This window comes from Pseudomonas sp. GXZC, from assembly GCF_026967615.1.
GTDB classification, from domain to species: Bacteria; Pseudomonadota; Gammaproteobacteria; order Pseudomonadales; family Pseudomonadaceae; genus Aquipseudomonas; species Aquipseudomonas azotoformans_A.
This window is the reverse complement of sequence record NZ_CP114115.1, coordinates 437972-461543: the sequence shown is the minus strand read 5'-3', so window position 1 is coordinate 461543 and position 23572 is coordinate 437972. Positions and strand designations below refer to the sequence as shown.

The following is a 23572-nucleotide window of genomic DNA, read 5'->3' as shown; positions in this document are numbered from 1 at the left end:
AACCCTTAAACCAACCGATTAAATCGCCCTAAACGGCTTTTTATGACGAACGCCTCAAAGCAGTTGGCTTTGAGGCGTTTTTTTTGCTGCGCTTGGCGGGCATACTAGGCCGTCCATTTCCCTGGTGTCGCCCGCCTCTATGCTTCGCGCCTTGATTACCCTTGCTCTTGTCTGCCTGCTCCAACCGGCGTTTGCCGATGAGCGTGCACAAACCCAACAACAGTTGGACGCTACGCGTCAGGACATTACCGAGCTGAAAAAACTGCTCGGCAAGCTCCAGGAAGAGAAATCCGGGGTGCAGAAAGACCTGCGCGGCACGGAGACCGAGATGGGCAAGCTGGAGAAGCAGGTCCAGGAGCTGCAAAAAGAACTAAAGAAGAGCGAGTCGGAACTGGAGCGACTCGACGCTGAGAAAAAAAAACTCCAGAGCGCACGCGTTGAACAACAACGCCTGATCGCGATCCAGGCCCGTGCCGCCTACCAGAACGGCCGCCAGGAATACCTCAAGTTGCTGCTCAACCAGCAGAACCCCGAGAAATTCGCGCGCACCCTGACCTACTACGACTATCTGAGCAAGGCCCGCCTGGAGCAGCTTAAAAGCTTCAATGAGACCCTGCGCCAGTTGGTCAACGTCGAGCAGGAGATCGCCAACCAGCAATCCCAACTGCAAGACCAGAAAGTCGCCCTCGACACTCAGCGCAACGAATTGGACAAGGTCCGCAAGGAACGCCAACTGGCCTTGGCCAAACTCAATGATGACGTAAAGGCCCGTGACGCCAAGCTGCAGGCCCGCGAGCAGGACCAGGCTGACCTGGCCAAAGTGCTCAAGACCATCGAAGAAACCCTGGCCCGCCAGGCACGTGAGGCCGAAGAAGCGCGTCAGAAAGCGCTGATCGCCCAGCAGGAAGCCGAAAAAAAGCGCCAGCGTGAGGCCGAACTGGCTGCCACCTCGGACGCGCCGGCACCGCGTAAACCGGCACATGCAGCGCCTGGCCCGCTGGTTTCCAGCGCCGGTGAGAACTTCGGCGGCCCTTTTGCTTCAGCCCGCGGCAAACTTCCATGGCCCGTTGATGGTCGATTACTGGCACGCTTTGGGGAAACCCGTGGCGATGACACCCGCGCGAAGTGGGATGGCGTGATGATCAGCGCCTCCGCCGGCAGCCAGGTGCACGCCGTCCACGGTGGGCGCGTGGTGTTTGCCGATTGGCTGCGCGGTGCCGGTTTGTTGGTGATTCTTGACCACGGTAATGGCTATTTGAGCCTTTACGGCCACAATCAGACTTTACTCAAGTCGGCAGGTGATGTTGTAAAAGCCGGTGAATCCATCTCCACTGTCGGTAACAGTGGTGGCCAGGACACCCCGGCGCTGTACTTCGCTATTCGTCAGCAGGGTCGCCCGAGCGATCCTGCACAATGGTGCCGTTCCCAAGGATAGGGCTGCATCTACATTAGGAGTTCGTTCGACATGCTGCATTTGTCCCGCCTCACTTCGCTGGCCCTGACGATCGCCCTGGTGATCGGCGCGCCTCTGGCATTTGCCGACCAGGCCGCTCCGGCGGCACCTGCTGCCTCGGCCGCGACCACCAAGGCGCCGTTGCCGCTGGACGAGCTGCGCACCTTTGCCGAGGTCATGGACCGGATCAAAGCCGCGTATGTCGAACCCGTAGATGACAAGACCCTGCTGGAAAATGCCATCAAGGGCATGCTCAGCAACCTCGACCCGCACTCCGCCTACCTGGGCCCGGAAGACTTCGCCGAGCTGCAGGAAAGCACCAGCGGTGAGTTCGGCGGGCTGGGCATCGAAGTGGGCTCCGAAGACGGCAACGTCAAGGTGGTCTCGCCGATCGATGACACCCCGGCGTCCAAGGCCGGCATCCAGGCTGGCGACTTTATCGTGAAGATCAACGGCCAGCCGACCCGTGGCCAGACCATGACCGAAGCCGTCGACAAGATGCGCGGCAAGATCGGCCAGAAAATCACCCTGACCCTGGTACGCGACGGCGGCAACCCGTTCGACGTGACGCTGACCCGCGCGACCATTGTGGTCAAGAGCGTGAAGAGCCAGCTGCTGGAGTCGGGCTACGGTTACATCCGTATCACCCAGTTTCAGGTCAAGACCGGTGACGAAGTGGCCAAGGCCCTGGCCAAGCTGCGCAAGGACAATGGCAAGAAACTCAACGGCATCGTGCTCGACCTGCGCAACAACCCAGGCGGCGTGCTGCAGTCGGCGGTGGAAGTGGTCGACCACTTCATCACCAAAGGGCTGATCGTGTACACCAAGGGCCGTATCGCCAACTCCGAACTGCGCTTCTCGGCCACCGGCAACGACCTCAGCGAAAACGTGCCCCTGGCCGTGCTGATCAACGGCGGCAGCGCCTCGGCCTCGGAGATTGTCGCCGGCGCCCTGCAAGACCAGAAACGCGGTGTATTGATGGGCACCACCAGCTTTGGCAAAGGCTCGGTGCAAACCGTGCTGCCGCTGAACAACGACCGTGCGCTGAAGATCACCACCGCGTTGTACTACACGCCGAATGGCCGTTCGATCCAGGCCCAGGGTATCGTGCCGGACATCGAGGTGCGCAAGGCCAAGATCACCAACGAGATCGACAGCGAGTATTACAAAGAGGCCGACCTGCAAGGTCACCTGGGCAATGGCAACGGCGGCGCCGACCAGCCAACCGGCAGCAGCAAGAAAGCCAAGCCGATGCCGCAGGACGACGATTACCAGTTGGCCCAGGCGCTGAGCCTGCTCAAGGGCCTGAGCATCACGCGCAGCCGTTGATATGCGTTTTGCCCTGATCATCGCTGTGCTGTGCAGCCTGGCCGGAGTCGCCCACGCGACCCCGGCCAGCGAGCCATCCAAAGCCTACCTGTCCCTCATCATCGACGACCTTGGGCAAAACCTGCCCCGGGATCGTCGTGTGCTGGCCCTGCCTGGGCCGGTGACCACGGCAATCATGCCCGACACGCCCCACGCCGCCGAATTCGCCCGCGAAGCGCACAAGGCCGGCAAGATCGTGATCCTGCACATGCCCATGGATCCGGCCACCGGTCCGTTTGCCTGGCATCCGGAGCTGTCCATCGAAGAACTCGGCAAGCGCCTGGACGCGGCGTTCAAGGCCGTGCCCTACACGGCCGGCATCAACAACCACATGGGCAGCCACATGACGGCGCAGCCGCAAGCGATGGCGTGGTTGATGGCCGAGCTGCAACGGCGCAACAAATTCTTTGTCGACAGCCGCACCAGCGCGCAGACCGTCGCCGCTGCCGAGGCACAAAAGATCGGCCTGGCCAGCGTCTCGCGGGATGTGTTCCTGGATGACGAGCGCACCGAAGCCGCCATCACCACGCAGTTGCAGACCGCCATCAAACTGGCCCACAAACAGGGCTCGGCCGTGATGATCGGCCACCCGTATCCGCAGACCCTGGCAGTGCTGGAACGCGAGTTGCCCAAGCTCAAGGCCCAGGGCGTGGACTGGATCGATATCAAGCTGATGATCAGCGTGCGCAGTAACCAGGCCATGGCCGGGCACGGCAAAGACGGGACCTATCGGCCCGCCGCTAAATAAGTACCGCTCGCACCACGCTTGCACCCTGAATAGTGAGCCCTTCAGTTCACTCTTACAGGACGTTTCATGAACATCACCCCCATCGTTCTTTCCGGGCTGCTGCTCGGGTATCTGGCGGGCGCACCCGTTGCGGCCCCCAAGGATTTCGGCGAAGGCCTGACTAACGCCAGTCCGGCACGCCCGCTCACCAACGCCCACCAAGAGCACAACCAGTGGAACGGCGTTGGCCGCATCAGGAACGAAGCCCAGACCCTGTGCACGGCCACCTTGCTGGATACCCGCGACGCCGCCGGGCAATCCGGACCGGCGTACGTGCTCACCAGCAGTCACTGCCTGCATCGCCTCAATGGACCGGTGCAAAAAGACCTGCCGATAAAGGGCAGCATCAGCTTCAACTATTTCGCCGACACCCTGGCGTCGCTCAAGACCTACCCCGTCAAAACGTTGAAGTGGGGCAGCAGCCAGGGCATGGACCTGGCGATTGTCGAGTTGCAAGCCTCGTTGGCAACCCTGCTCAAAGACGGCATCAACCCGCTCAAGCTTGCCGACGAAATTCCCGCCGACGGGAACGACATCCTCGCCCTGGCCGCGCCGGAATGGGACACCTTGCATCTCTCTGCCTGCACCCAACAAAGCTCTCGAGAACTGGTGGAGCAGCCGTTCGTATGGCGTGTCACCATGAAAAACCAGTGCCAGGGCATCACCCTGGGCAGCTTTGGCGGGCCTTTGCTGGATCGCGCAAACAACACCGTGTTCGGCATTCTCAGTACCAGCACCACTGGCCAGTCCGAAGAACACAAGTGTCAGCGCGACGCGCCCTGCGAGGTCAACAGCGGGCAACCTTCCTGGCATGCCGACACCAACTACGGCAGCCCGGTAACGTTCCTGAACAGGTGCTTTTCTGCTGGCGTATTGCAATCCGACAGCGAGCACTGTGATCTCTTCCCGACCACCACAATCACCTTCAAAAACCCGGAACCGATTCAGCAATACTTCATCAAAAAGGCCGGCAGCAAAGGCACAGACATCGTGCCGCGCTGGAACCTGAAGTTCACCACCAACACGCCGTTCTATCGCTACAAACCCACGCGCCACGCACTGGACTGCGAAAATCCGGTGCACTACAGCTCGCCCATAGCAGCCGACAAGGCGTATATCGACGACGCCATCGGCCCGCAAACCGGCATGCACATGCTGTGTATCGTCGGCGTAACGTCCGCCGAGCAACCGGTGACCAACGGCATGATGCGCAATGCGCTGACCCTCGCGGTTGAACTCGCCGAGCCCGGCCCCGCGCGCACCCCCAACCTCTCGATCAACCTCGATAAACATGGGCTGCTGGCCTATACCGTGAGCTGGCACCTGGCCCCGCCGTTCATGCAGCGCTACACCTACAAGTATGGCCCGGCGGCGACCACCGACTGCCTGCGCCCTGTTGGCTACCTGCCGATCCCCCCCGAGCCCTTGACTGACGAAGACGAAGATGAGCCCATCGATCTGGTACACCCGCTTAACGATGTACCAGAAACGCTACCGGACAAGTTCGTAAAATTGCTCACCGTAAGAGCAACACCAATCAAGATTTGCACCTACGCCTTCGATCAGGCAGACCAACCTTCGACCCTGCGTGTCGACCTGCTAAAACCTCGCTGAAAGCGGGCGGCAACGCTATATACCTACCGCTTGCCGCCCGTTGAACTGCACGATAGTTGGGGCTCCCATCTACTGGAGAGCCTTCCAATGAACCCTCTGCAATTCAACGACCTGCTCATCAGTTTCACCTGCGAGTTCCTGCCCCTGTGGAACGACAAGGGATCAGGCGCACACAGCGCCATCGGTTTGTGGCGCCCCAGCACAGCATCCGACGCACTGAACGCGTTTTTTTCCCTGGGCGATATTGCGGTCGATCACTATCGCAACGTCAATCAAAGCAAAGTCGTCGCCGTGGTCAGCGACGCCAACAAGGTCGATGGCACCGCCCTGCGCCCGCCCGTGGATTACCAGTTGGTGTGGCACGACGAAGGCACCGGCGCACTCAGCAACGCGTCTATCTGGCGCCCAATACCACCGCAAGGCTATGTGGCGATGGGGTTGGTATACGGCGTTAACTACGACAAACCTTCGCTCCATGCCGTGCGCTGCGTACGGGAAGATCTGGTGGTGGCGTCCAAAGTAGGCGAGCTGATCTGGAATGACAAAGGCAGCGGTTCCGCCAGCGATTTGAGCACATGGTCGATCACGCCTCCCGATGCACCAGCGGGAGAAATCTATTTGGCACCCGGCACGTTCGTCGCCCATAACAGCTATGCCAGGCCGGGCCATGCGCCCTATTCGCTACGCCTGGAACTGACCGCGCAGCTCAACGACCTGCCGCCAGCGCCGGTTCTCGTCGGGACTGAAAGCCCTGCCCTTGAAGAAACCACGCCCACCGTCCAGGTATGCGAATTACCTTGGTTCTGTGTGAAAGACCCGGAACTGACGGTGATCGAACAGTTCCAGTCATCGCTGGTTTACCGGCTGGAGCGCACCGATCGCCAACTGCTCGCAGGCTTCGGGCACAACGCTGAGGCAACCAGCCAGCCATTCATGTGGACCGCCACCAAAGGCGAGCTGGGAGGCAATGCCAAAGCCTTGGCTTTCAATACAAACGTCGACCTGAGCAAGGAGTGGCCCGTGTACGCAGCCGCCTATGATCCGGCCTTCTCGGCGCACCTGGATCGCGACTTCACCCATACACAACGCTCGGCGAAGGGTTGGAGCCAACCGTCATCGCTGGAAATCATCACCTACATTGCGCCGAACAAAGCTGTTGCGGCCTACCTTCTGCACAGTGAATACCGCCTGTTACGCCAGGACGGCAGCCAAGTCTCAGGCACCGTCAGCTATACCAATGGCGATCATATTTACCTGAGCGAATCCCGGGACGCCGAGCGGCAACCGGAGGAGACGCTTGCGCGCTTGAGCGCCCCTCAAGCGGAACCCGAGCTAGAGGTAACGAGCTACGATCTGTTCGACGACACCCTGGCGCCGTAACTCATCGAGTGCTGCCTGAAGCTTGGCCACTACGTCATCCGGCACGTCTTTGTTCAGGGCCAGGTACAACTGGGCGCTGTTGAAACGCAAGACGGTTTTCAGTTGGGTCACCCCGACCTGGCGGGCCAGGTAACGGCCCGCCGGGTCACCGGTGGCCCACAAGTCGATCTGGCCATCCACCAGCTTTTGCGCGTTGTCCTGGTCACGCAACGCAACGATCGGGTTGAGCCCCTGCTTCTCCAGGGTCTCGGCAATGGCATCGCCCTTGTAGGCGCCAATCTTGTAGCGGCGCGCATGCTCAAGGTCGGCCAACTGGATCTTGCTGTCGGCCTTGGCCAACAGCACCCAGTCGTCCGGGCCGATGGGGCCGACCCATTTGAACAGGGCTTCGCGATCCGGCAGGCGGGCCATCACGAACACGCCATAGCCGGGTTTTTCCAGGGCGAGTTTGTAGATTCGTTCCCAAGGAAACCGCAGGGTCAGGTTGTAGGAAATGCCGGCAAGCTTGAAGGTCTCGCGCACGATGTCCACGGCAATGCCTTCGATGTTGTCTTCCTTGGCGAAGTTCTTGCCGTTTTTCGCCATGTTGTAGGGCGGGAAGTTTTCCGTCAGCAACACCAGGGTGGTGCCGGACGGTTCCTCGGCATGGGCCGACCCCGCCAAAAGGATGGACGTACTGGCGAGGGCGAGCAGCAGCTGTTTGAACATGAAGGGATACCGGAATCCATGGCAAGCGCAGAGAGTGCCGCGCACTTGCCATGGTGTCCAGCGGCGTTTAGCGAACGACGATACCGCGCGCGGCCATGTAGGCTTTTGCCTCAGGAACGGTGTATTCGCCAAAGTGGAAAATACTCGCCGCCAGCACCGCGCTGGCGTGGCCTTCGATGACGCCGTCGGCCAAATGCTGCAGGTTGCCGACGCCGCCGGAAGCGATCACCGGAATCCCCAGCGCGTCGCTGATGGCACGGGTGACGCCGAGGTCGAAGCCGTTTTTCATGCCGTCCTGGTCCATGCTGGTCAGCAGGATTTCCCCGGCGCCCAGGCCTTCCATCTTCATCGCCCACTCCACCGCGTCGAGGCCGGTGGGTTTGCGCCCGCCGTGGGTGAAGATCTCCCAGCGCGGGGTTTCGCCCGGGCCGGAGACTTTCTTGGCGTCGATGGCCACCACGATGCATTGCGAGCCGAAGTGCTGCGCGGCTTCGCCGACGAACTCCGGGTTGAACACGGCGGCGGTGTTGATCGACACCTTGTCCGCGCCGGCGTTGAGCAGGTTGCGGATGTCTTGCACGGTACGCACGCCACCGCCCACGGTCAGCGGGATGAACACCTGGCTGGCCATGCGCTCCACGGTATGCAATGTGGTGTCGCGGCCGTCGACGCTGGCGGTGATGTCGAGAAAGGTGATCTCGTCGGCACCTTGCTCATCGTAGCGACGGGCGATTTCCACCGGGTCGCCGGCGTCGCGGATGTTCTCGAACTTGACGCCCTTGACCACGCGACCGTTGTCGACGTCCAGGCAAGGGATGATGCGTTTGGCCAGCGCCATGGTCAGTCCTCAGCCGTTGTAGGCGTCGCAGTAAGCCTGGGCTTCGGCAACGTCCAGGGTACCTTCGTAGATCGCACGGCCGGTGATGGCGCCGATGATGCCGGGGGCCTTGGCGTCCAGCAGCGACTTGATGTCGCCCAGGTTGTGGATGCCACCGGAAGCGATCACCGGGATCTTGGTCGCAGCGGCCAGCGCGGCGGTGAACGGTACGTTGCAGCCCTGCATCATGCCGTCTTTGGCGATGTCGGTATAAACGATGGCGGACACGCCGTCGGCTTCGAACTGCTTGGCCAGGTCAATGACCTGCACGGTGCTGATTTCAGCCCAGCCGTCGGTGGCGACGAAACCGTCTTTAGCGTCCAGGCCCACGATCACTTTGCCCGGGAACGCGCGGCAGGCTTCGGCGACGAACGCCGGATCTTTCACGGCCTTGGTGCCGATGATCACGTAGCTCACGCCCGCCTTGACGTAGTGCTCGATGGTTTCCAGGGAGCGGATACCGCCACCGATCTGGATCGGCAGGTTCGGGTAGCGCTTGGCAATCGCGGTCACTACTTCGCCGTTGACTGGCTGGCCTTCGAAGGCGCCGTTCAAGTCCACCAGATGCAGACGACGGCAGCCCCCTTCCACCCATTTGGCAGCCATGCTCACCGGGTCATCGGAGAACACGGTGGAGTCTTCCATGCGGCCTTGGCGCAGACGGACGCAAGCGCCGTCCTTGAGATCGATAGCGGGGATAATCAGCATCTGGCAAACCTTATTCGATATTCAGCAATGCTTGGGAAATCAGGGTTTCTCAAGCGACCACAGGTCGCTTTCGATGCTTTCGAACCTTTCTTTAAGGAGCGTCTGCGTATCGAAAATCGCCCTGTTGTAATAATGCGGAGCCACTTCGGTGGTGAACAGCTCAAGAATCTCGGCAACCTCGAACGAACCCAATTTGAGCTCGAAGCGGTCCTCCATGAAGCGCTTGATCTTGAGGGTAGCCTCACTCTCCTGTTCAGGCGTGAGGTTCAAGACCGGCTGCTTCGGCTTCCTGGCCATTTACCAGCGCCCATTCCAGGCGGCGAAGTTCTGCAGCAATTGCAGGCCATGGGTATGGCTCTTCTCCGGGTGGAACTGCACGGCAAAGCGCGAACCCTCGGCCAACGCGGCGGCGAAATCGACGCCGTAGTGACCGCCACCCACCACCTGGCCGGGCTGACCGGCGGCGATGTAGTAGCTGTGCACGAAGTAGAAACGCGCCAGGTCCGGAATGTCATGCCACAGTGGGTGGTCGACGGTCTGGCTGACTTCGTTCCAGCCCATATGCGGCACTTTCAAGTGAGCGCCGTCTTCATGCAGGTCCTTGCCGAAGAACTTCACCTGGCCTGGGAACAGGCCGATGCAGTCGACGCCGTCGTTCTCTTCACTGCGGTCGAGCAAGGCTTGCATGCCCACGCAGATACCGAGGAACGGACGATCCTGGCTGACTTCGCGCACCAGGCTGTCAAAGCCCAGGCGGCGGATCTCGGCCATGCAATCACGAATCGCGCCGACGCCGGGAAACACCACCCGGTCGGCTTCGCGAATCACGTTGGCATCGCTGGTGATCAGCACCTTGCCGGCGCCTACATGTTCGAGGGCCTTGGCCACCGAGTGCAGGTTACCCATGCCGTAATCGATAACCGCGACCGTCTGCATTACAGCACGCCCTTGGTCGAGGGCATTTGCCCGGCCATGCGGTCATCCAGCTCGACAGCCATGCGCAGCGCGCGGCCGAAAGCCTTGAACACGGTTTCGATCTGGTGGTGGGTGTTGGTGCCGCGCAGGTTGTCGATGTGCAGGCTGACGAGTGCGTGGTTGACGAAACCCTGGAAGAATTCCTGGAACAGGTCGACATCAAAGCCGCCCACGGTAGCGCGGGTGTAGGGCACGTGCATCTGCAGGCCTGGGCGGCCGGAGAAGTCGATGACTACGCGCGACAGCGCTTCGTCCAGCGGGACATAGGCGTGGCCGTAGCGACGGATGCCTTTTTTGTCGCCGATGGCCTTGGCAAACGCCTGGCCGAGGGTGATGCCCACGTCTTCCACCGTATGGTGGTCGTCGATGTGCAGGTCGCCCTTGCTGACGATATCCAGGTCGATCAGCCCGTGACGGGCGATCTGGTCCAGCATGTGCTCAAGAAAAGGTACACCGATATCAAATCGGGCCTTTCCGGTGCCATCCAGGTTGATCGAGGCTTTGATCTGGGTTTCCAGAGTGTCGCGCTCGACGGACGCCTTACGTTCGGCCATCACCAGCTCCGCAAAATCATTGGGCGAAAAAGGCAGCCATTATAGGGGCGCGGGCGCTAAACAGAAACATCGGAGGGGATAAGACTGATGGAGTGTCGGGGATAGACATGTGCATACATGTGAACGCCCCCCTGTCTGAGGGCTTGCTTGTTGTGGTGAGCGGGCTTGCCCCGCGCTGGGCTGCGCAGCAGCCCCAAAAGCAGCCACTGCGCTCTATCTGAAAAAGCGCAGTGGTTTCACAAGGGGCGGCTTCGCCACTCAGCGCGGGGCAAGCCCGCTCACCACACAAGCTCACTCACCACAACAATCCCGTAAGGGCGTTCGGTGTTAGTGGAACAGTACCGCCGTCTTCTGCAGGGTCACCCACACACCCCACGCCAACGGAATACCCACCACCAGCCACGCGGCAATTGCCAACGGCACGGTGCCAGGGGCGGCTTTCCACTCCAGGGAAGTGGTCGCGTCCGCGCCTTTGTCATGGCCCAGCGCCTGTTCGGCAGCCAGTTCGGCATCGGTCATGAAGTACTTGTCGGCCACTGGACGAACCAGCAGGTTGCAGATGAAACCCAGCACCAGCAGGCCAGCCAGGATGTACAAGGTGATGTCATAGGCAGCGGCGCGTTCAACGCCGATGCTCAGCTGGTATTCGCGAAGGTAGTTCACCAGCACCGGACCCAGCACACCCGCCGCAGCCCAGGCTGTCAGCAGACGACCGTGGATCGCACCGACCATCTGTGTACCGAACAGGTCGGCCAGGTAGGCCGGAACGGTCGCAAAACCACCGCCGTACATCGACAGGATGATGCAGAACGCCGCCACGAACAGCGCCACGTTGCCCAGGTGACCCAGGTTCGGGATCAGCGCGTACAGGGCAAAGCCCAGGGCGAAGAACACGAAGTAGGTGTTTTTACGGCCCAGGTAGTCGGAGAACGACGCCCAGAAGAACCGGCCACCGATGTTGAACAGGCTCAACAGACCGGTGAAACCTGCGGCGATGGCTGCGATGGAAGCCAATTGGCCCGCATCCAGTTGGCCAAACGGCACATCCACACCCAGCAGCTTGCCGCCGAACACTTCCTGCAGCAGTGGCGAAGCCATGCCGAGGATGCCGATACCGGCGGAGACGTTCAGGCACAGCACCAGCCAGACCAGGCGGAATTGCGGGGTTTTCCACGCCACGTTCACGTGCACGTGACGGTGGGTGATCATCGCGTTGCTGGCTTTTTTCGCCGGCGCGGTCCAGCCCTCAGGCTTCCAGCCGGTGGGCGGAACGCGGTAGGACAAGGCGCCGCCGATCATGAACACGAAGTAGATCGCAGCCATTACCAGGAAGCTCTGCCATACGCCCACGCTGTCTGGGGTGGCGAAATGGCCCATCAGTGCCGCTGCCAACGGGGCACCGACCATCGCGCCACCGCCGAAGCCCATGATCGCCATGCCGGTGGCCATGCCACGCTTGTCCGGGAACCACTTGATCAGGGTCGACACGGGCGAGATATAGCCCAGGCCCAGGCCGATACCGCCAATGACCCCGGAGCCGATCCACATCAGCCAGATCTGGTGGGTATAGATACCCAACGCCGAGATCAACAGGCCACCGCACCAGCACAATGCCGATACCACACCGGCCTTACGTGGCCCGGCGTGTTCCAGCCAGCCGCCCCAGATCGCTGCCGAGCAGCCCAGGAAGATGAAGAACAGGGTGTAGATCCAGCCCAGCATGGAGATGGGCCAGTCGCATTGGGACGAGAAGACTTGGCTGATAAAGCTCATGTCCGGCGCGCAGGCGACCGGCTTGGTGATACCCAGCGCCTTGGACAATGGCAGCCAGAACACCGAGAACCCGTAGGCCATGCCGATGCACAGGTGGATGGCCAAGGCGGCCGGTGGAACCAGCCAGCGGTTGAAGCCGGGCTTGGCGATGATGCGTTCCTTGGACAGGAACGCAGGCTGTGCGGCAGTTGAACCCGCCGCAGTGCTAGTGCTCATTGGTGTTTCCCCCAGTTGTTAGTATGTGTCCGTCAGGCGCTCTCTCCCTCGGCCTTGCACGCAAAGCGTTGGCCGTTGTTGTTGAGTAAAGCTCCATTTAAGCGCGACGCTATGTCGCAGAAGGCAGACGAACCTGCGCAGATTAGCACCTGTGGATGACAGAAAAACCAAACTGATATCACCTTTTTCGGGAAATCTGTTTTGTTTGACGCCAGAAACCCGTTTCCCCGCCCCTGGATACAATGTAACGATCGGGGCACTGACGCAGGCCGTCGGGCGTTATACTCTGCGGCTAAATTTTGAAATCGACATACAAGGACTCGCCCATGAAAGCGTTCGGCAAAATCCTGGGTCTGGTACTTCTCGGGCTGTTGCTGATCATTGTGGCTCTAGGCTTTGCCCTGACCCATCTCTTCGATCCCAACGACTATAAAGACGAGATTCGCCAGATTGCCCGCGACAAGGCCCACATCGAGCTGACGCTCAATGGCGATATCGGCTGGAGCCTGTTCCCCTGGCTTGGCCTGGAACTGCACGAAGCCAGCGTGGCGACCCTGACCGCGCCGACCCAACCGTTCGCCGACCTGCAGATGCTCGGCCTCTCTGTACGCGTGCTGCCGCTGCTGCGCCGCGAAGTGCAGATGAGCGATGTGCGTGTCGAAGGCCTGAACCTGCGCCTCACCCGCGACAAGCAAGGCCATGGCAACTGGGAAGACATCGGCAAGAACGTGACCGAGGCGACCGCCGGCAGCCCCGGCTCGACCGAGCAACCTGCCGAGACCGAACCGGAAAAACCCTCGAAACCCATCCGCCTGGACATCGACAGCCTGACGGTCAACAACGCCCGCGTCGAATACAACGACGAGCAGACCGGCAAGCAGTTCAGCGCCGAAAGCATCCAGCTGAGCGCCGGTGCCGTGCACGAAGGCGCCAGCATTCCGGTGAAACTCACCGCGTTCTTCGGCAGCAACCAGCCGGTAATGCGCGTCAAGACCGAGCTCAACGGCAACCTGCGCATCCAGCGTGCGCTCAAGCGCTATCAGCTTGAAGACATGAAGATCACCGGTGAAGCCACGGGCGAGCCGCTGCAAGACAAGACTGTGACCTTCTCAACCCAGGGCCAATTGCTGGTGGACCAGGCGGCCAATATCGCCGAATGGACCAACATGAAGCTGTCGGCCAACCAGCTGCGCGCCTTGGGCGAGCTGAAGGTCAACGACCTGGACAAGACTCCGCAATTCAGCGGCGCGCTGTCCATCGCCCAGTTTGACCTGGCCAAGTTCCTCGACGGCATCGGCCACCCGTTGCCGCCCATGGCCGAGGGCAGCCTGAGCAAGGTCGAACTGGTCAGCCGCCTCAAGGGCACGCCAACCAGCCTGGCCCTGGAAGACCTGAACCTGAAACTCGACGGCAGCACCTTCACCGGTCGCCTTGCCGTGGACGATTTCGCTAAGCAATCCCTGCGCGTCCAGCTCAAGGGCGATACGTTCAACGCCGACAACTACCTGCCGGCCAAGTCTGAATCCGCCAAGGGCACAGCCGCAGCACGCCAGGCTGAAGTACAGAACAGCGAAGCCGGTGCCATGGCCGCCGGCGGCACCACGCCGCTGCCTGACGCGCCGACCAAAGGCGCCTGGAGCACCGACAAACTGCTGCCACTGGCGCGCCTGCGCACACTGGATGTGAATGCCGACCTGGCCTTCGGCCAACTGACCCTGAGCAAGCTGCCGATCCAGAATGCGGCGCTCAAAGCGTCCGGCATCGATGGCCAGCTCAAGCTCGACGCCTTGAGCGGCGGCCTCTACAACGGCACTTTCCAGGCCAACGGTACGCTTGACGTGCGCCAGGACATTCCGGTGCTGGCGCTGCAAAGCCATATCAAGCAGGTGCCGGTCGAACGCATCCTGCAAGCCCAGGGGCAAAACCCGCCGGTGAAGGGCCAGATCACCCTCGACAGCAATCTCACGGGTCGCGGCAATAGCCAGAAAGCCCTGATCGACAGCCTCAACGGCACCGCCAGCTTTGTGATCAACAACGGTGTGTTGCTCAACGCCAACCTCGAACAGCAACTGTGCACCGGTATTGCCCTGCTCAACCGCAAGACCTTGAGCAGCACGCCGCAAGGCAAGGACACCCCGTTCCAGGAGTTGAAGGGCAACCTGACCTTCCGTAACGGCGTGGCCAGCAACCCTGACCTGAAAGTGCGCATCCCAGGCCTGACCGTCAACGGCAACGGCGACGTCGACCTGCGCGTGCTGGGCATGGACTACCGCGTCGGCATCATCGTCGAAGGCGACCAGCGCGAAACCCCGGACCCCGCGTGCCAGGTGGGCTCGAACTTCCAGGGCATCGAAGTGCCGCTGCGCTGCCGTGGCCCGCTGGAACTGGGCGCCAAGGCCTGCCGCCTGGACAAGGACGGCCTCGGCCAGGTCGCGATCAAGGCGGCCGGCAACCGCCTGAACGAGAAGCTGGAAGAGAAGCTCGACAAGGTTAATCCACAGCTCAAAGATGCTTTGAAAGGCCTGTTCAAACGATGAGAAACGAGCAGTTTTCAACGGCGGTGCTGGACTGGTACGACCGCCACGGTCGCCATGACCTGCCCTGGCAACAGGGCATCACGCCTTACCGGGTGTGGGTCTCGGAGATCATGTTGCAGCAGACCCAGGTGAGCACCGTGCTCAATTACTTCGACCGCTTCATGGCCTCGCTGCCGACGGTCGAGGCCCTGGCCGCCGCTCCGGAAGATGAAGTGCTGCACCTGTGGACCGGCCTGGGTTACTACACCCGAGCGCGCAACCTGCAAAAAACCGCGAAGATTGTCGTGGCCGAGTACGGCGGCGAGTTTCCCAGGGATGTCGAGAAGCTCACCGAGCTGCCTGGCATCGGCCTGTCCACCGCCGGCGCAATCGCCAGCCTGAGCATGGGCCTGCGGGCGCCGATCCTCGACGGCAACGTCAAACGCGTGCTGGCGCGCTTTACCGCGCAAGAGGGCTACCCGGGCGAGCCCAAGGTGGCCAAGCAGCTGTGGGCCACCGCAGAACGCTTCACGCCCCATGACCGCGTCAACGCCTACACCCAGGCGATGATGGACATGGGCGCCACGCTCTGTACCCGCAGCAAACCCAGCTGCCTGTTGTGCCCGCTGGAAAAAGGCTGCGAAGCCCATATGCTTGGCCTGGAAACGCGCTACCCGATCCCCAAGCCACGCAAGACCATCCCGCAGAAGCGCACGCTGATGCCGTTGCTGGCCAATGCCGAGGGCGCGATCCTGCTTTACCGTCGCCCCTCTACAGGCCTGTGGGGCGGCCTGTGGAGTTTGCCGGAGCTGGATGACCTGCAAGACCTCGAACACCTGGCCAACCAGCACGCACTGGAGTTGGGCAAGCAACAGGCGCTGCCGGGGCTGATCCACACCTTCAGCCACTTCCAACTCGCCATCGAACCCTGGCTGGTCCAGGTCGAGGAAACCGCCCATCACGTGGCCGAGGCCGACTGGCTCTGGTATAACCTCGCCACCCCGCCGCGCCTGGGCCTTGCCGCCCCGGTAAAAAAACTGCTGAAGCGCGCGGCCGATGTATTGAATGCAGGAGTTCCGTCATGACCCGCACCATCATGTGCCGCAAGTACAAAGAAGAATTGCCAGGCCTCGAACGCCCTCCGTACCCAGGCGCCAAGGGACAGGACATTTTCGAGCACGTCTCCGCCAAAGCCTGGGCCGACTGGCTGAAACACCAGACCCTGCTGATCAACGAAAAACGCCTGAACATGATGAACGCCGAAGACCGTAAATACCTGGCGGGCGAAATGGACAAGTTCTTTTCCGGCGAGGAATACGCCAAGGCCGACGGCTACGTGCCGCCTGCTCAATAATTGATCAAAAATCGGGGTCTGCACGTAAGCGACGGTAATAATTAAATATTTTTTGAAAACTTGCTTGACGACCCCCCGAAAAACCCGTTTAATGCGCCCCGTTGCCCAGATAGCTCAGTCGGTAGAGCAGGGGATTGAAAATCCCCGTGTCGGCGGTTCGATTCCGTCTCTGGGCACCACTATTCAGTTTCAGGTGGTGCAAGCATTATCTGAAACACACAAGAAACCCGCCTAGTGCGGGTTTTTTGTTTCACGATGACTCCAGCCCGGTAGTTCGCTGGACTGCGACGTAGCCCGATACAGCAGGTTTATCAATAGCTTACGCGCTTCCATCATATGCCGGTGCTTTCTGAAACTTGACCCGGTTCTCCCTCGCGCCGCTCCTATCTGGCTCCTGGAATCCGGGTCGTTCCAAGGAGTCATCATGGCAAAGATCAAGCTCACCAAGACCGCCGTAGAGTCGGCGCAACCCCAGGCGAAGGACATCGAACTACGGGATACCGTCGTGCCCGGCTTCCTTTGCAAGATTACCCCGACGGGACGCCGGGTGTTCATGCTCCAGTACCGCACGAACTCTGGCCAGCCCCGCAAGCCCTCGCTGGGACTCTACGGGGAGCTAACCGTCGAACAGGCGCGGGTCAAAGCGCAGGACTGGCTGGCCGAGGTTCGCCGGGGTGGTGATCCCGGCGGTGCCAAGGCCGAGGCGCGCAAGGCGCCCACGATGGCCGAGTTGTGCAAAAAGTTCATGGAGGACTACTCCAAGAAGCGCAACAAGGTCAGCACGCAGGACGGCTACCAGGGCGTCATCGACCGCAACATCATCCCGCTGCTGGGCCGCAAGAAGGTGCATGACGTGAAGCGGCCCGACATTGCGGGGCTCATGGAAAAGCTGGCCTACAAGCCGACCGAGGCCAACAAGACCTTCGGCGTGCTGCGCAAGATGTTCAACTTGGCCGAAGTCTGGGGCTTCCGCCCGGACGGCACGAATCCGTGCCGCCACGTCCCGATGTACCCGCCGGGCAAGGAAACCCGGCTCATCGTGGACGAGGAAATGGTGCGGATCTTCCGCCAGTTGGAGAAACTGGAGGCGGAGGGGCTGGAGAACTACGTCATCCCGTTGGCGATCCGGCTGCAATTCGAGTTTGCGGCGCGGCGCTCCGAAATCTGCCCGCTCGAATGGAGCTGGCTGGACTTCGAGAACCGGCGCGTAGTGTGGCCCGACAGCAAGGTTGGCGGCATTTCCAAGCCCATGAGCGAGGAAGCCTATCGGCTGCTTTCGACGGCGCCGCGTCTGGAAGGCTGCCCTTACGTCCTGCCGTCGCCGAACGACCCGGCCAAGCACCTGACCTTTGGCGAGCACTATGGCGGCTGGTGCCGGACGCTCAAGGCCGCCAGCGTGCCGCACGTAGGCACGCACGGCATCCGTCATCGCTCGACCACCGACATTGCCAATTCCGGTGTGCCGACCAAAGTGGGAATGAAGCTGACGGGCCACAAGACCGTGGCGATGTTCATGCACTACGTCCACACCGAGGACAAGCCGGTGCGCGAGGCGGCCGAGCTGGTGGCCAGCCGCCGCCAAGCCATCACGGGCGCGCGGCAGCTTGCAGAGGCGGTGGCATGAACGGGCGCCGGCCATCAGCAGCATCGCTCGCAGCGCCCGCGGCGCTGCTGGGCGACATTCGGGCACTGATCGAGGCGGCGCGCAAGCGCGCCGCCTCGACGGTGAATAGCGAGCTTACGATGCTCTACTGGCGCATCGGCCAACGCATCCACACGCAGGTCTTGGACAGGCGCCGGGGCGCCTACGGCAAGGAAGTTCTGCCCACCTTGGCTGCGCAGTTGGTGGAGGAGTACGGCAGCAGCTTTGCAGAGCAGAACTTGCGCCGCATGGTGCAGTTCGCCGCCACCTTCCCCGACGAGCGAATTCTCGTATCACTGATACGAGAATTGAGCTGGACGCACTTCATCGCCCTGATGCCGCTGAAAGACCCGCTCCAGCGGGACTACTACGCACAGATGGCCAGCACCCAACGCTGGAGCGTGCGGACGCTGCGCGAGCGTATCGACTCGATGCTGTACGAGCGCACGGCGCTTTCCCAAAAGCCGGAAGAAACCATAGCGCAGGAGTTGGCGACCCTGCGCGATGCGCAGCGCATGTCGCCGGCCCTGGTCATGCGCGACCCGTACATCCTCGACTTCCTGGGCCTGCGGGACACTTGGCAGGAAGGCGACTTGGAAGCGGCGATCATCCGTGAAATGGAGTCCTTCCTGCTGGAGCTGGGCGCGGGCTTCTCATTCGTCGCCCGGCAGAAGCGCATTCCGATCGACGACGAGGATTTCCACCTTGACCTTCTGTTCTACAACCGCAAGCTGCGGCGGCTGGTTGCGGTGGAGTTGAAGGTAGGTGACTTCAAGGCGGCCTACAAAGGGCAGATGGAGCTTTACCTTCGGTGGCTAGACAAGCACGAACGGGAGCCGGAGGAAGCCTCGCCGCTCGGGATCATCCTTTGCACCGGCAAGAAGCGCGAGCAGATCGAATTGCTGGAGCTGGACAAGTCCGGCATCCACGTTGCCGAGTATCTGACCGCCTTGCCGCCGAGGGGCGTGCTGGTGGAGCGGCTGCAACAGGCAACGCAACGGGCGCAGTTGCAAATCGAGCAGCGCAAGACGGACAACGAGTAGTCCTGTCCCAAGCAGTCGGGCGTCCCGGCGTGCCGCCGTCGCGCTGTCGTGCTGCGCATCGAGCTTCGCTGCGCGAGTCTCGCCCCTGTCGGGCTTCCATCACTGACGCCTCCGTCCCGGCTCGTTGATCCGGGCCTGCGCGCTCCGCTTGCCAAAAATCGACTCTGTGCAGTGGGCGGGTGTGGGCGGTCTTGCTGTTCCCTTCACCGTATCACGGCGTTCTCGCCGTCAAGGGCGGCGCGCGCCATGCGCGCTTGCGTCCTGGCGACCGTCTGCGACCCCTGACTGCTTGCGCTGCGCCGTGCTGCCGCCGGTTCCGGGCAATTCCGCCCGAGCAACCGGAGCACGATCATGTCGCAACTGTCCTTTCCCTCGTTCGATTCCTGTCTGCTGGTGCGCGACGCGCACGGGCGCTATCTACCGGCATCGGCCGACGACATTCTGGAAGCTGCGCGCCAGGTCATTGACCGGAAAATGCGGCGCGGAGCAGAGTTCACTTCGCCGGCGGCGGTCAAGGAATACTTGCGTACAAAGTTGGCCAGCTTCGAGCATGAGGTGTTCGTAGTGCTGTTCATGGATACGCGCCATCGTCTGATCGAATACAGGGAGATGTTCCACGGCACTATTGACGGTGCGTCGGTGTATCCGCGCGAAGTGGTCAAGGAGGCGCTGCGGCTCAATGCGGCGGCGGTCGTCGTTTCGCACAACCATCCGAGCGGAAACCCCGAGCCGAGCGCGGCTGACCGGGCGCTGACCCAGCGGCTCAAGGAAGCGTTGGGTCTGGTGGACGTGCGCGTGCTCGATCACATCATCGTTGCGGGCAACGAAACGGCATCGTTCGCCGAGCATGGGCTGATCTAGCCCAAGGGGCTTCGGCCCCTTTTTGCTGCGCCTGGTGGCATAGCTATGGCCCTCGCGGCCTGATGCTCAGGCCGTCGCAACCTGAATCATCTCGTCGTAATGTTTCTTGTCCACCTCTTCCAGCCACTGGAAGATGTTCCCGATGACGCTGTGGCTCTCGCCTGCCAAGTTTTCTGCGGATTCCTCTGTTATCTCAATAACGTCGCTATGTGAATACTTATTGATAAAGCGGTAGATTTTTTCTTTAAGCTCTGGTGTCGTGATGGTGCAATCTTTTAGGCCAGCCTCCATCAATTGACTAATGTCGCTTCGACGCCTTGGATATTTGAAGGTGAAAAACGATTCAACAAGCTTTCGGGCGAGGTTGGCGGTCAAGAACGCCTCATCTCGATTGAGTGTCGTGTGCGCCCTATATTCGTAGAGCTTCTTGAAGATATAGTGGTACTCGGAACCGTAGTTCTTGAGTGAGTCGTCGGCATCCACAAGTAGGGAGTGACGAGGGGAGCCAGGTGGCGCATCCAGGCGATAAAAGAAGCAATTCTCGGCGTTGCCTTTTTTGACTCGATTCCTATTGGTGCCAGTGAACCAGTCTCTCACTAGCTTAAAGTAAGTGAAGTTGTGAGTCAGCACAAAAAGTTGCTTGGCTTCAGTGCATTGCGTTCTCAAAAACGAGTAGGCGTGAAACAAGTGATTAGAATCAAAGCTTGAGACCGGATCGTCAACGACGACGATCGTATCCTTGATGTTATTTCCATTTTCTTTGAGCTTCGTGATGAAATAGACAAATGCAATCGCAGTTTTCTCACCTTCGCTCAAATTCCCATCGTGCTCACCAACCCCGTTTCTGATGATCTCATAGCCTTTCTTCTTCTGATTGAAGTTCAGGCAAAGCTCAGAGCGGCCAATGAAGCGATGCAGGATGTCATTGAACTCCTTTGCCCCGACCGTTTCATTCGAGAGCGCCGCTTCTATGGCTCCGACCTCTAGACTAATTTTTTCAATTTCCTTATGGTCGTTCTTTGCTTCTGACTCAAGGTCATTGCACTTCTTCTCACTTCCAGCATAGTCAAACTCTTGCACCTCAGCCGCAGCAAAGTGAAGCTCCAGTGCCACCTTGCTTTTTGAGGTCTCAGATTTGAAATTTGAAGTCTTATTGTTGTGCTTTCCAACGAGAGCAACAATCGATTTCAGGATGTCATTGAAATTGGTGACATCGTCTTCAACCACATCCGAGATCTGAATGTCTGTCTTCCCAGGGTCTGTGATCTTGGCCTTCAAGGCTTCCCGCCAGGCGTCGATTTGCTGGTCGATCTTTTCAGCAGCAGTTGCGTAGTCCTTTTGAAGCTTCTCTGCCTCGGCCGATAGTTCTTTATAAAACTCGGTCGATGCGGGAAACTGATTAGCTGGAGCGCCTTGAGATTCAATCCATGTCGCCGCGTTCTGAAGTCGGCTCTGAAACTCCGTGAACTCCTTGCTGAAGTGGGCAGCAAGCGCCTCGGCACGAAGCTGGGCGAACGGAGAGCCGCAGAACTCGCAGGATTGCGAGTCGTGGTTTTTATGGATTTCCAAGCCTGCTTGAACCCATTCGCGGATTTCCGGGTTATCGGTCAGCCGCTGGATTGCTTGATTGACCGCCGTAGTCCCAATCAAATCTCTGATGCGGCCCGCCGCTTTCTTAAAGTAGTCCGGCTCAATGGCCGTTGAGGCGAAAGCAATGCTTGGAAGCTGATCTGGCTTGGCGGCATTCGTAAGGTCGATAACCCTCTCATCTGGAAGAACCGACTCCGCCTTGATAATTGTCTCGCCGTTATTCTGTATGAAGTTGAAGAGCTTGCGGCGGTCGTAATTCAAGTAATAACTGTCGCTCGTATCAATCGCCTGAAGTCCAAGCTTCATTTTCTTGGCAGCATTGGTCAGGAACTTCTCTAATGCCTCACGCTGCTTCTTGATATCGCTTTGCTTGTCGTCGTGAGCCTTCTTTTTCGACTGAAGCTCGCTCTTCAGCTTCTCCAGCTTCTGCAAGTCATCAATCTTCTCTTTCGCAATAAGAAGGATGCTCTTTACGGATTTGTCCCAATCAATGTTCTCATGCACGAAGCGTTGATTGAAAACATGAATATTCAATTGGGATGAGTGGAGTGTGGATTCCGTGATCGTTGAGCCATCCTCCAGAACTACTGAAAATTGGCCCGTGCTGAAGCGGGGAACCATCGAGCGAAGCTCAAAGCAAGAGAATAGATTCGATAACGTTGACTTGCCTGTTCCATTCCAACCATAGACCAGGTTGTACCGGCCGAACTTTTGGATCTTCGTTCCATTGAAGTCGCTGAAGATTCCGAACTGTTTGAGGCGGTTGATGCAGACAATCATCTCTAGATCTCCGTGTTCTTGCTTTCCCATCATTTGCTTGCGAAACAAATGGTAAACGAAGAGTCCTCTTGCGTCTCCGCTTCGCGGATCGCGCTGCTCCAGGTTCGCTAGTCGCTCATCCCTGGCGGGACTGGCTTCGCCAGCCTTCCGCATCGCTGACGCCTACGGCCCGGCTTCCAGCTTCGGGCCTGCGCGCTTCGCTTGCGTGCGGTCAGCACAAAGGAATGGCCGTTGCCTTGTCCAGCCGTCTCCCCTGACTTCATCACCTTACCCGCGACCGTAGCCCGCGACCGTGTGCCGTCAAGGCGCGCAGGGCCGTGTCCTCGGCTGCGCCTGCGGGCCGCACCAACCCTGCGCTTGGCTCCTTGACGGCCCCCGTCCGCGCGCTCCTTTGGCCGCGGGCGATGAACTCAGGAAAGACGGTGGCAACAGGGCCAACCGGGTTCCTCGTGCCGACCGCACCAAACAGCCGAAAGGCTGGGCTCCGAATCTAGAAATCCGGTGTGCGGTGTGAACAGCAAACCTCTTTTGTCAGGAGAAAGACCATGCAACTCGCATCCCGTTTCGCTTTCCGCTCCCCCTCGCTGCGCAGCGATTACCCGCTGTCCGACGACCAGATTCACCGCGTGGCCCCGTCCATCTTCGCGGATGCCCCGCACGAGAGCCGTTCGCAGCGGTACGCCTATATCCCCACCGCCGCCGTGCTGACCGAGCTTCGCAAAGAAGGCTTCCAGCCTTTCATGGTGACGCAAACCCGCGTGCGCGACGAAGGCAAGCGCGAGCACACCAAACACATGATTCGCTTGCGCCATGCCAGCCAGATCAACGGCGCGGAGGCCAACGAAATCGTGCTGCTGAACTCGCACGACGGCACCAGCAGCTATCAGATGCTGGCCGGAATGTTCCGGTTCGTGTGCAGCAATGGCCTTGTCTGCGGCAACACCGTGGCCGATGTGCGAGTGCCCCATAAAGGCGACGTGGCCGGTCTGGTCATTGAGGGCGCTTACGAAGTCTTGAGCGGTTTCGATCGGGTGAAGGAATCGCGCGATGCCATGCGCGGCATCACCTTGGACGATGGCGAATCCGAAGTGTTCGCCCGCGCCGCGCTCGCCCTCAAGTACGACGACCCCGACAAGCCCGCGCCCATCACGGAATCGCAAATCCTGATGCCGCGCCGCTTCGACGACCGCCGCCCCGACCTGTGGAGCGTGTTCAACCGCACCCAAGAAAACCTGACCCAAGGCGGGCTGCGTGGCCGCAGCGCCAACGGGCGCCGACAGCAAACCCGCCCGGTGCAGGGCATCGACCAAAACATCCGACTAAATCGCGCCCTCTGGCTGCTGGCCGATGGCATGCGCCAGTTGAAAGCCTAA

The 23572-nt window shown here is 60.4% G+C and carries 20 protein-coding genes and 1 tRNA gene; 13 read left to right on the top strand and 8 right to left on the bottom strand.

Going from position 1 to position 23572, the window contains the following annotated elements:
- Positions 1-139: 139 nt before the first annotated feature.
- The 5 genes from OZ428_RS02255 to OZ428_RS02235 all read left to right on the top strand — a co-directional run bounded on the left by OZ428_RS02255 (position 140) and on the right by OZ428_RS02235 (position 6602).
- Positions 140-1435: a murein hydrolase activator EnvC family protein gene (locus OZ428_RS02255; protein ID WP_269132572.1), complete on the top strand. Its 1296-nt coding sequence runs from the start codon at positions 140-142 to the stop codon at positions 1433-1435.
- A 30-nt stretch (positions 1436-1465) separates the two neighbouring features.
- Positions 1466-2782, top strand: a complete 1317-nt coding sequence (locus tag OZ428_RS02250) for a S41 family peptidase (RefSeq protein ID WP_033896914.1) — start codon at positions 1466-1468, stop codon at positions 2780-2782.
- A gap of 1 nt (position 2783) precedes the next feature.
- Positions 2784-3569: a divergent polysaccharide deacetylase family protein gene (locus OZ428_RS02245; RefSeq protein ID WP_269132571.1), complete on the top strand. Its 786-nt coding sequence runs from the start codon at positions 2784-2786 to the stop codon at positions 3567-3569.
- A gap of 66 nt (positions 3570-3635) precedes the next feature.
- Positions 3636-5222 carry a trypsin-like peptidase domain-containing protein gene (locus OZ428_RS02240; protein ID WP_269132570.1) on the top strand — a complete coding sequence of 529 codons (1587 nt, stop codon included), beginning with the start codon at positions 3636-3638 and terminating at the stop codon, positions 5220-5222.
- 87 nt (positions 5223-5309) lie between these two features.
- Complete coding sequence (locus OZ428_RS02235) at positions 5310-6602, top strand: Vps62-related protein (protein WP_269132569.1); 1293 nt, start codon at positions 5310-5312, stop codon at positions 6600-6602.
- On the opposite strand, the gene OZ428_RS02230 is transcribed toward OZ428_RS02235, so the two are convergent.
- The 7 genes from OZ428_RS02230 to OZ428_RS02200 form a co-directional block, all read right to left on the bottom strand.
- The gene (locus OZ428_RS02230) at positions 6555-7310 is read right to left on the bottom strand and encodes a substrate-binding periplasmic protein (RefSeq protein ID WP_269132568.1); all 756 of its coding nucleotides are present in this window, start codon (positions 7308-7310) and stop codon (positions 6555-6557) included. The genes OZ428_RS02235 and OZ428_RS02230 overlap by 48 nt on opposite strands.
- 67 nt (positions 7311-7377) lie before the next feature.
- Positions 7378-8148, bottom strand: a complete 771-nt coding sequence (gene hisF / locus OZ428_RS02225; RefSeq protein WP_003171107.1) for an imidazole glycerol phosphate synthase subunit HisF — start codon at positions 8146-8148, stop codon at positions 7378-7380.
- 9 nt (positions 8149-8157) lie between these two features.
- Positions 8158-8895: a 1-(5-phosphoribosyl)-5-[(5-phosphoribosylamino)methylideneamino]imidazole-4-carboxamide isomerase gene (gene hisA / locus OZ428_RS02220; RefSeq protein WP_003187784.1), complete on the bottom strand. Its 738-nt coding sequence runs from the start codon at positions 8893-8895 to the stop codon at positions 8158-8160.
- Positions 8896-8934: 39 nt separating this feature from the next.
- Positions 8935-9192 (bottom strand): DUF2164 domain-containing protein, encoded by a 258-nt coding sequence (locus tag OZ428_RS02215; RefSeq protein ID WP_012721747.1) that lies wholly within the window; start codon positions 9190-9192, stop codon positions 8935-8937.
- Positions 9193-9831, bottom strand: a complete 639-nt coding sequence (hisH, locus tag OZ428_RS02210; RefSeq protein WP_269132567.1) for an imidazole glycerol phosphate synthase subunit HisH — start codon at positions 9829-9831, stop codon at positions 9193-9195.
- Positions 9831-10424, bottom strand: coding sequence for an imidazoleglycerol-phosphate dehydratase HisB (gene hisB / locus OZ428_RS02205; RefSeq protein ID WP_003218037.1), 594 nt, complete (start codon positions 10422-10424; stop codon positions 9831-9833). Before hisB ends, hisH begins: the two co-directional genes overlap by 1 nt.
- 327 nt (positions 10425-10751) lie before the next feature.
- A complete protein-coding gene (locus OZ428_RS02200; RefSeq protein WP_033896905.1) occupies positions 10752-12413 on the bottom strand; it encodes an OFA family MFS transporter in 1662 nt (553 codons plus the stop codon).
- Positions 12414-12739: 326 nt separating this feature from the next.
- On the opposite strand from OZ428_RS02200, the gene OZ428_RS02195 reads away from it, so the two are divergent.
- The 7 genes from OZ428_RS02195 to radC all read left to right on the top strand — a co-directional run bounded on the left by OZ428_RS02195 (position 12740) and on the right by radC (position 19829).
- Positions 12740-14950 carry an AsmA family protein gene (locus tag OZ428_RS02195; protein WP_269132566.1) on the top strand — a complete coding sequence of 737 codons (2211 nt, stop codon included), beginning with the start codon at positions 12740-12742 and terminating at the stop codon, positions 14948-14950.
- Positions 14947-16014 carry an A/G-specific adenine glycosylase gene (mutY, locus tag OZ428_RS02190; protein ID WP_133076494.1) on the top strand — a complete coding sequence of 356 codons (1068 nt, stop codon included), beginning with the start codon at positions 14947-14949 and terminating at the stop codon, positions 16012-16014. The genes OZ428_RS02195 and mutY overlap by 4 nt, the downstream gene beginning before the upstream one ends.
- Positions 16011-16283: an oxidative damage protection protein gene (locus OZ428_RS02185; protein ID WP_065875784.1), complete on the top strand. Its 273-nt coding sequence runs from the start codon at positions 16011-16013 to the stop codon at positions 16281-16283. Before mutY ends, OZ428_RS02185 begins: the two co-directional genes overlap by 4 nt.
- Positions 16284-16386: 103 nt before the next feature.
- A tRNA-Phe gene (locus OZ428_RS02180) sits at positions 16387-16462 on the top strand.
- A 245-nt stretch (positions 16463-16707) separates the two neighbouring features.
- Complete coding sequence (locus tag OZ428_RS02175) at positions 16708-17907, top strand: tyrosine-type recombinase/integrase (RefSeq protein WP_014603550.1); 1200 nt, start codon at positions 16708-16710, stop codon at positions 17905-17907.
- Positions 17904-18968, top strand: a complete 1065-nt coding sequence (locus OZ428_RS02170) for a PDDEXK nuclease domain-containing protein (RefSeq protein WP_016487843.1) — start codon at positions 17904-17906, stop codon at positions 18966-18968. Before OZ428_RS02175 ends, OZ428_RS02170 begins: the two co-directional genes overlap by 4 nt.
- Positions 18969-19319: 351 nt before the next feature.
- Positions 19320-19829 (top strand): RadC family protein, encoded by a 510-nt coding sequence (gene radC / locus OZ428_RS02165; protein ID WP_003092330.1) that lies wholly within the window; start codon positions 19320-19322, stop codon positions 19827-19829.
- 66 nt (positions 19830-19895) lie between these two features.
- Here radC and OZ428_RS02160 read toward each other — a convergent pair whose 3' ends face one another.
- The gene (locus OZ428_RS02160) at positions 19896-22352 is read right to left on the bottom strand and encodes an ATP-binding protein (protein ID WP_014603548.1); all 2457 of its coding nucleotides are present in this window, start codon (positions 22350-22352) and stop codon (positions 19896-19898) included.
- A 392-nt stretch (positions 22353-22744) separates the two neighbouring features.
- Between OZ428_RS02160 and OZ428_RS02155 the strand changes: the two genes are divergently transcribed.
- A complete protein-coding gene (locus OZ428_RS02155) occupies positions 22745-23572 on the top strand; it encodes a DUF932 domain-containing protein (protein ID WP_003092327.1) in 828 nt (275 codons plus the stop codon).

Coding starts and splice junctions, on each gene's coding strand:
- OZ428_RS02255 (WP_269132572.1), top strand. CDS start 140: ATGCTTCGCGCCTTGATTACCCTTGCTCTTGTCTGCCTGCTCCAACCG.
- OZ428_RS02250 (WP_033896914.1), top strand. CDS start 1,466: ATGCTGCATTTGTCCCGCCTCACTTCGCTGGCCCTGACGATCGCCCTG.
- OZ428_RS02245 (WP_269132571.1), top strand. CDS start 2,784: ATGCGTTTTGCCCTGATCATCGCTGTGCTGTGCAGCCTGGCCGGAGTC.
- OZ428_RS02240 (WP_269132570.1), top strand. CDS start 3,636: ATGAACATCACCCCCATCGTTCTTTCCGGGCTGCTGCTCGGGTATCTG.
- OZ428_RS02235 (WP_269132569.1), top strand. CDS start 5,310: ATGAACCCTCTGCAATTCAACGACCTGCTCATCAGTTTCACCTGCGAG.
- OZ428_RS02230 (WP_269132568.1), bottom strand. CDS start 7,310: ATGTTCAAACAGCTGCTGCTCGCCCTCGCCAGTACGTCCATCCTTTTG.
- hisF (WP_003171107.1), bottom strand. CDS start 8,148: ATGGCGCTGGCCAAACGCATCATCCCTTGCCTGGACGTCGACAACGGT.
- hisA (WP_003187784.1), bottom strand. CDS start 8,895: ATGCTGATTATCCCCGCTATCGATCTCAAGGACGGCGCTTGCGTCCGT.
- OZ428_RS02215 (WP_012721747.1), bottom strand. CDS start 9,192: ATGGCCAGGAAGCCGAAGCAGCCGGTCTTGAACCTCACGCCTGAACAG.
- hisH (WP_269132567.1), bottom strand. CDS start 9,831: ATGCAGACGGTCGCGGTTATCGATTACGGCATGGGTAACCTGCACTCG.
- hisB (WP_003218037.1), bottom strand. CDS start 10,424: ATGGCCGAACGTAAGGCGTCCGTCGAGCGCGACACTCTGGAAACCCAG.
- OZ428_RS02200 (WP_033896905.1), bottom strand. CDS start 12,413: ATGAGCACTAGCACTGCGGCGGGTTCAACTGCCGCACAGCCTGCGTTC.
- OZ428_RS02195 (WP_269132566.1), top strand. CDS start 12,740: ATGAAAGCGTTCGGCAAAATCCTGGGTCTGGTACTTCTCGGGCTGTTG.
- mutY (WP_133076494.1), top strand. CDS start 14,947: ATGAGAAACGAGCAGTTTTCAACGGCGGTGCTGGACTGGTACGACCGC.
- OZ428_RS02185 (WP_065875784.1), top strand. CDS start 16,011: ATGACCCGCACCATCATGTGCCGCAAGTACAAAGAAGAATTGCCAGGC.
- OZ428_RS02175 (WP_014603550.1), top strand. CDS start 16,708: ATGGCAAAGATCAAGCTCACCAAGACCGCCGTAGAGTCGGCGCAACCC.
- OZ428_RS02170 (WP_016487843.1), top strand. CDS start 17,904: ATGAACGGGCGCCGGCCATCAGCAGCATCGCTCGCAGCGCCCGCGGCG.
- radC (WP_003092330.1), top strand. CDS start 19,320: ATGTCGCAACTGTCCTTTCCCTCGTTCGATTCCTGTCTGCTGGTGCGC.
- OZ428_RS02160 (WP_014603548.1), bottom strand. CDS start 22,352: ATGCGGAAGGCTGGCGAAGCCAGTCCCGCCAGGGATGAGCGACTAGCG.
- OZ428_RS02155 (WP_003092327.1), top strand. CDS start 22,745: ATGCAACTCGCATCCCGTTTCGCTTTCCGCTCCCCCTCGCTGCGCAGC.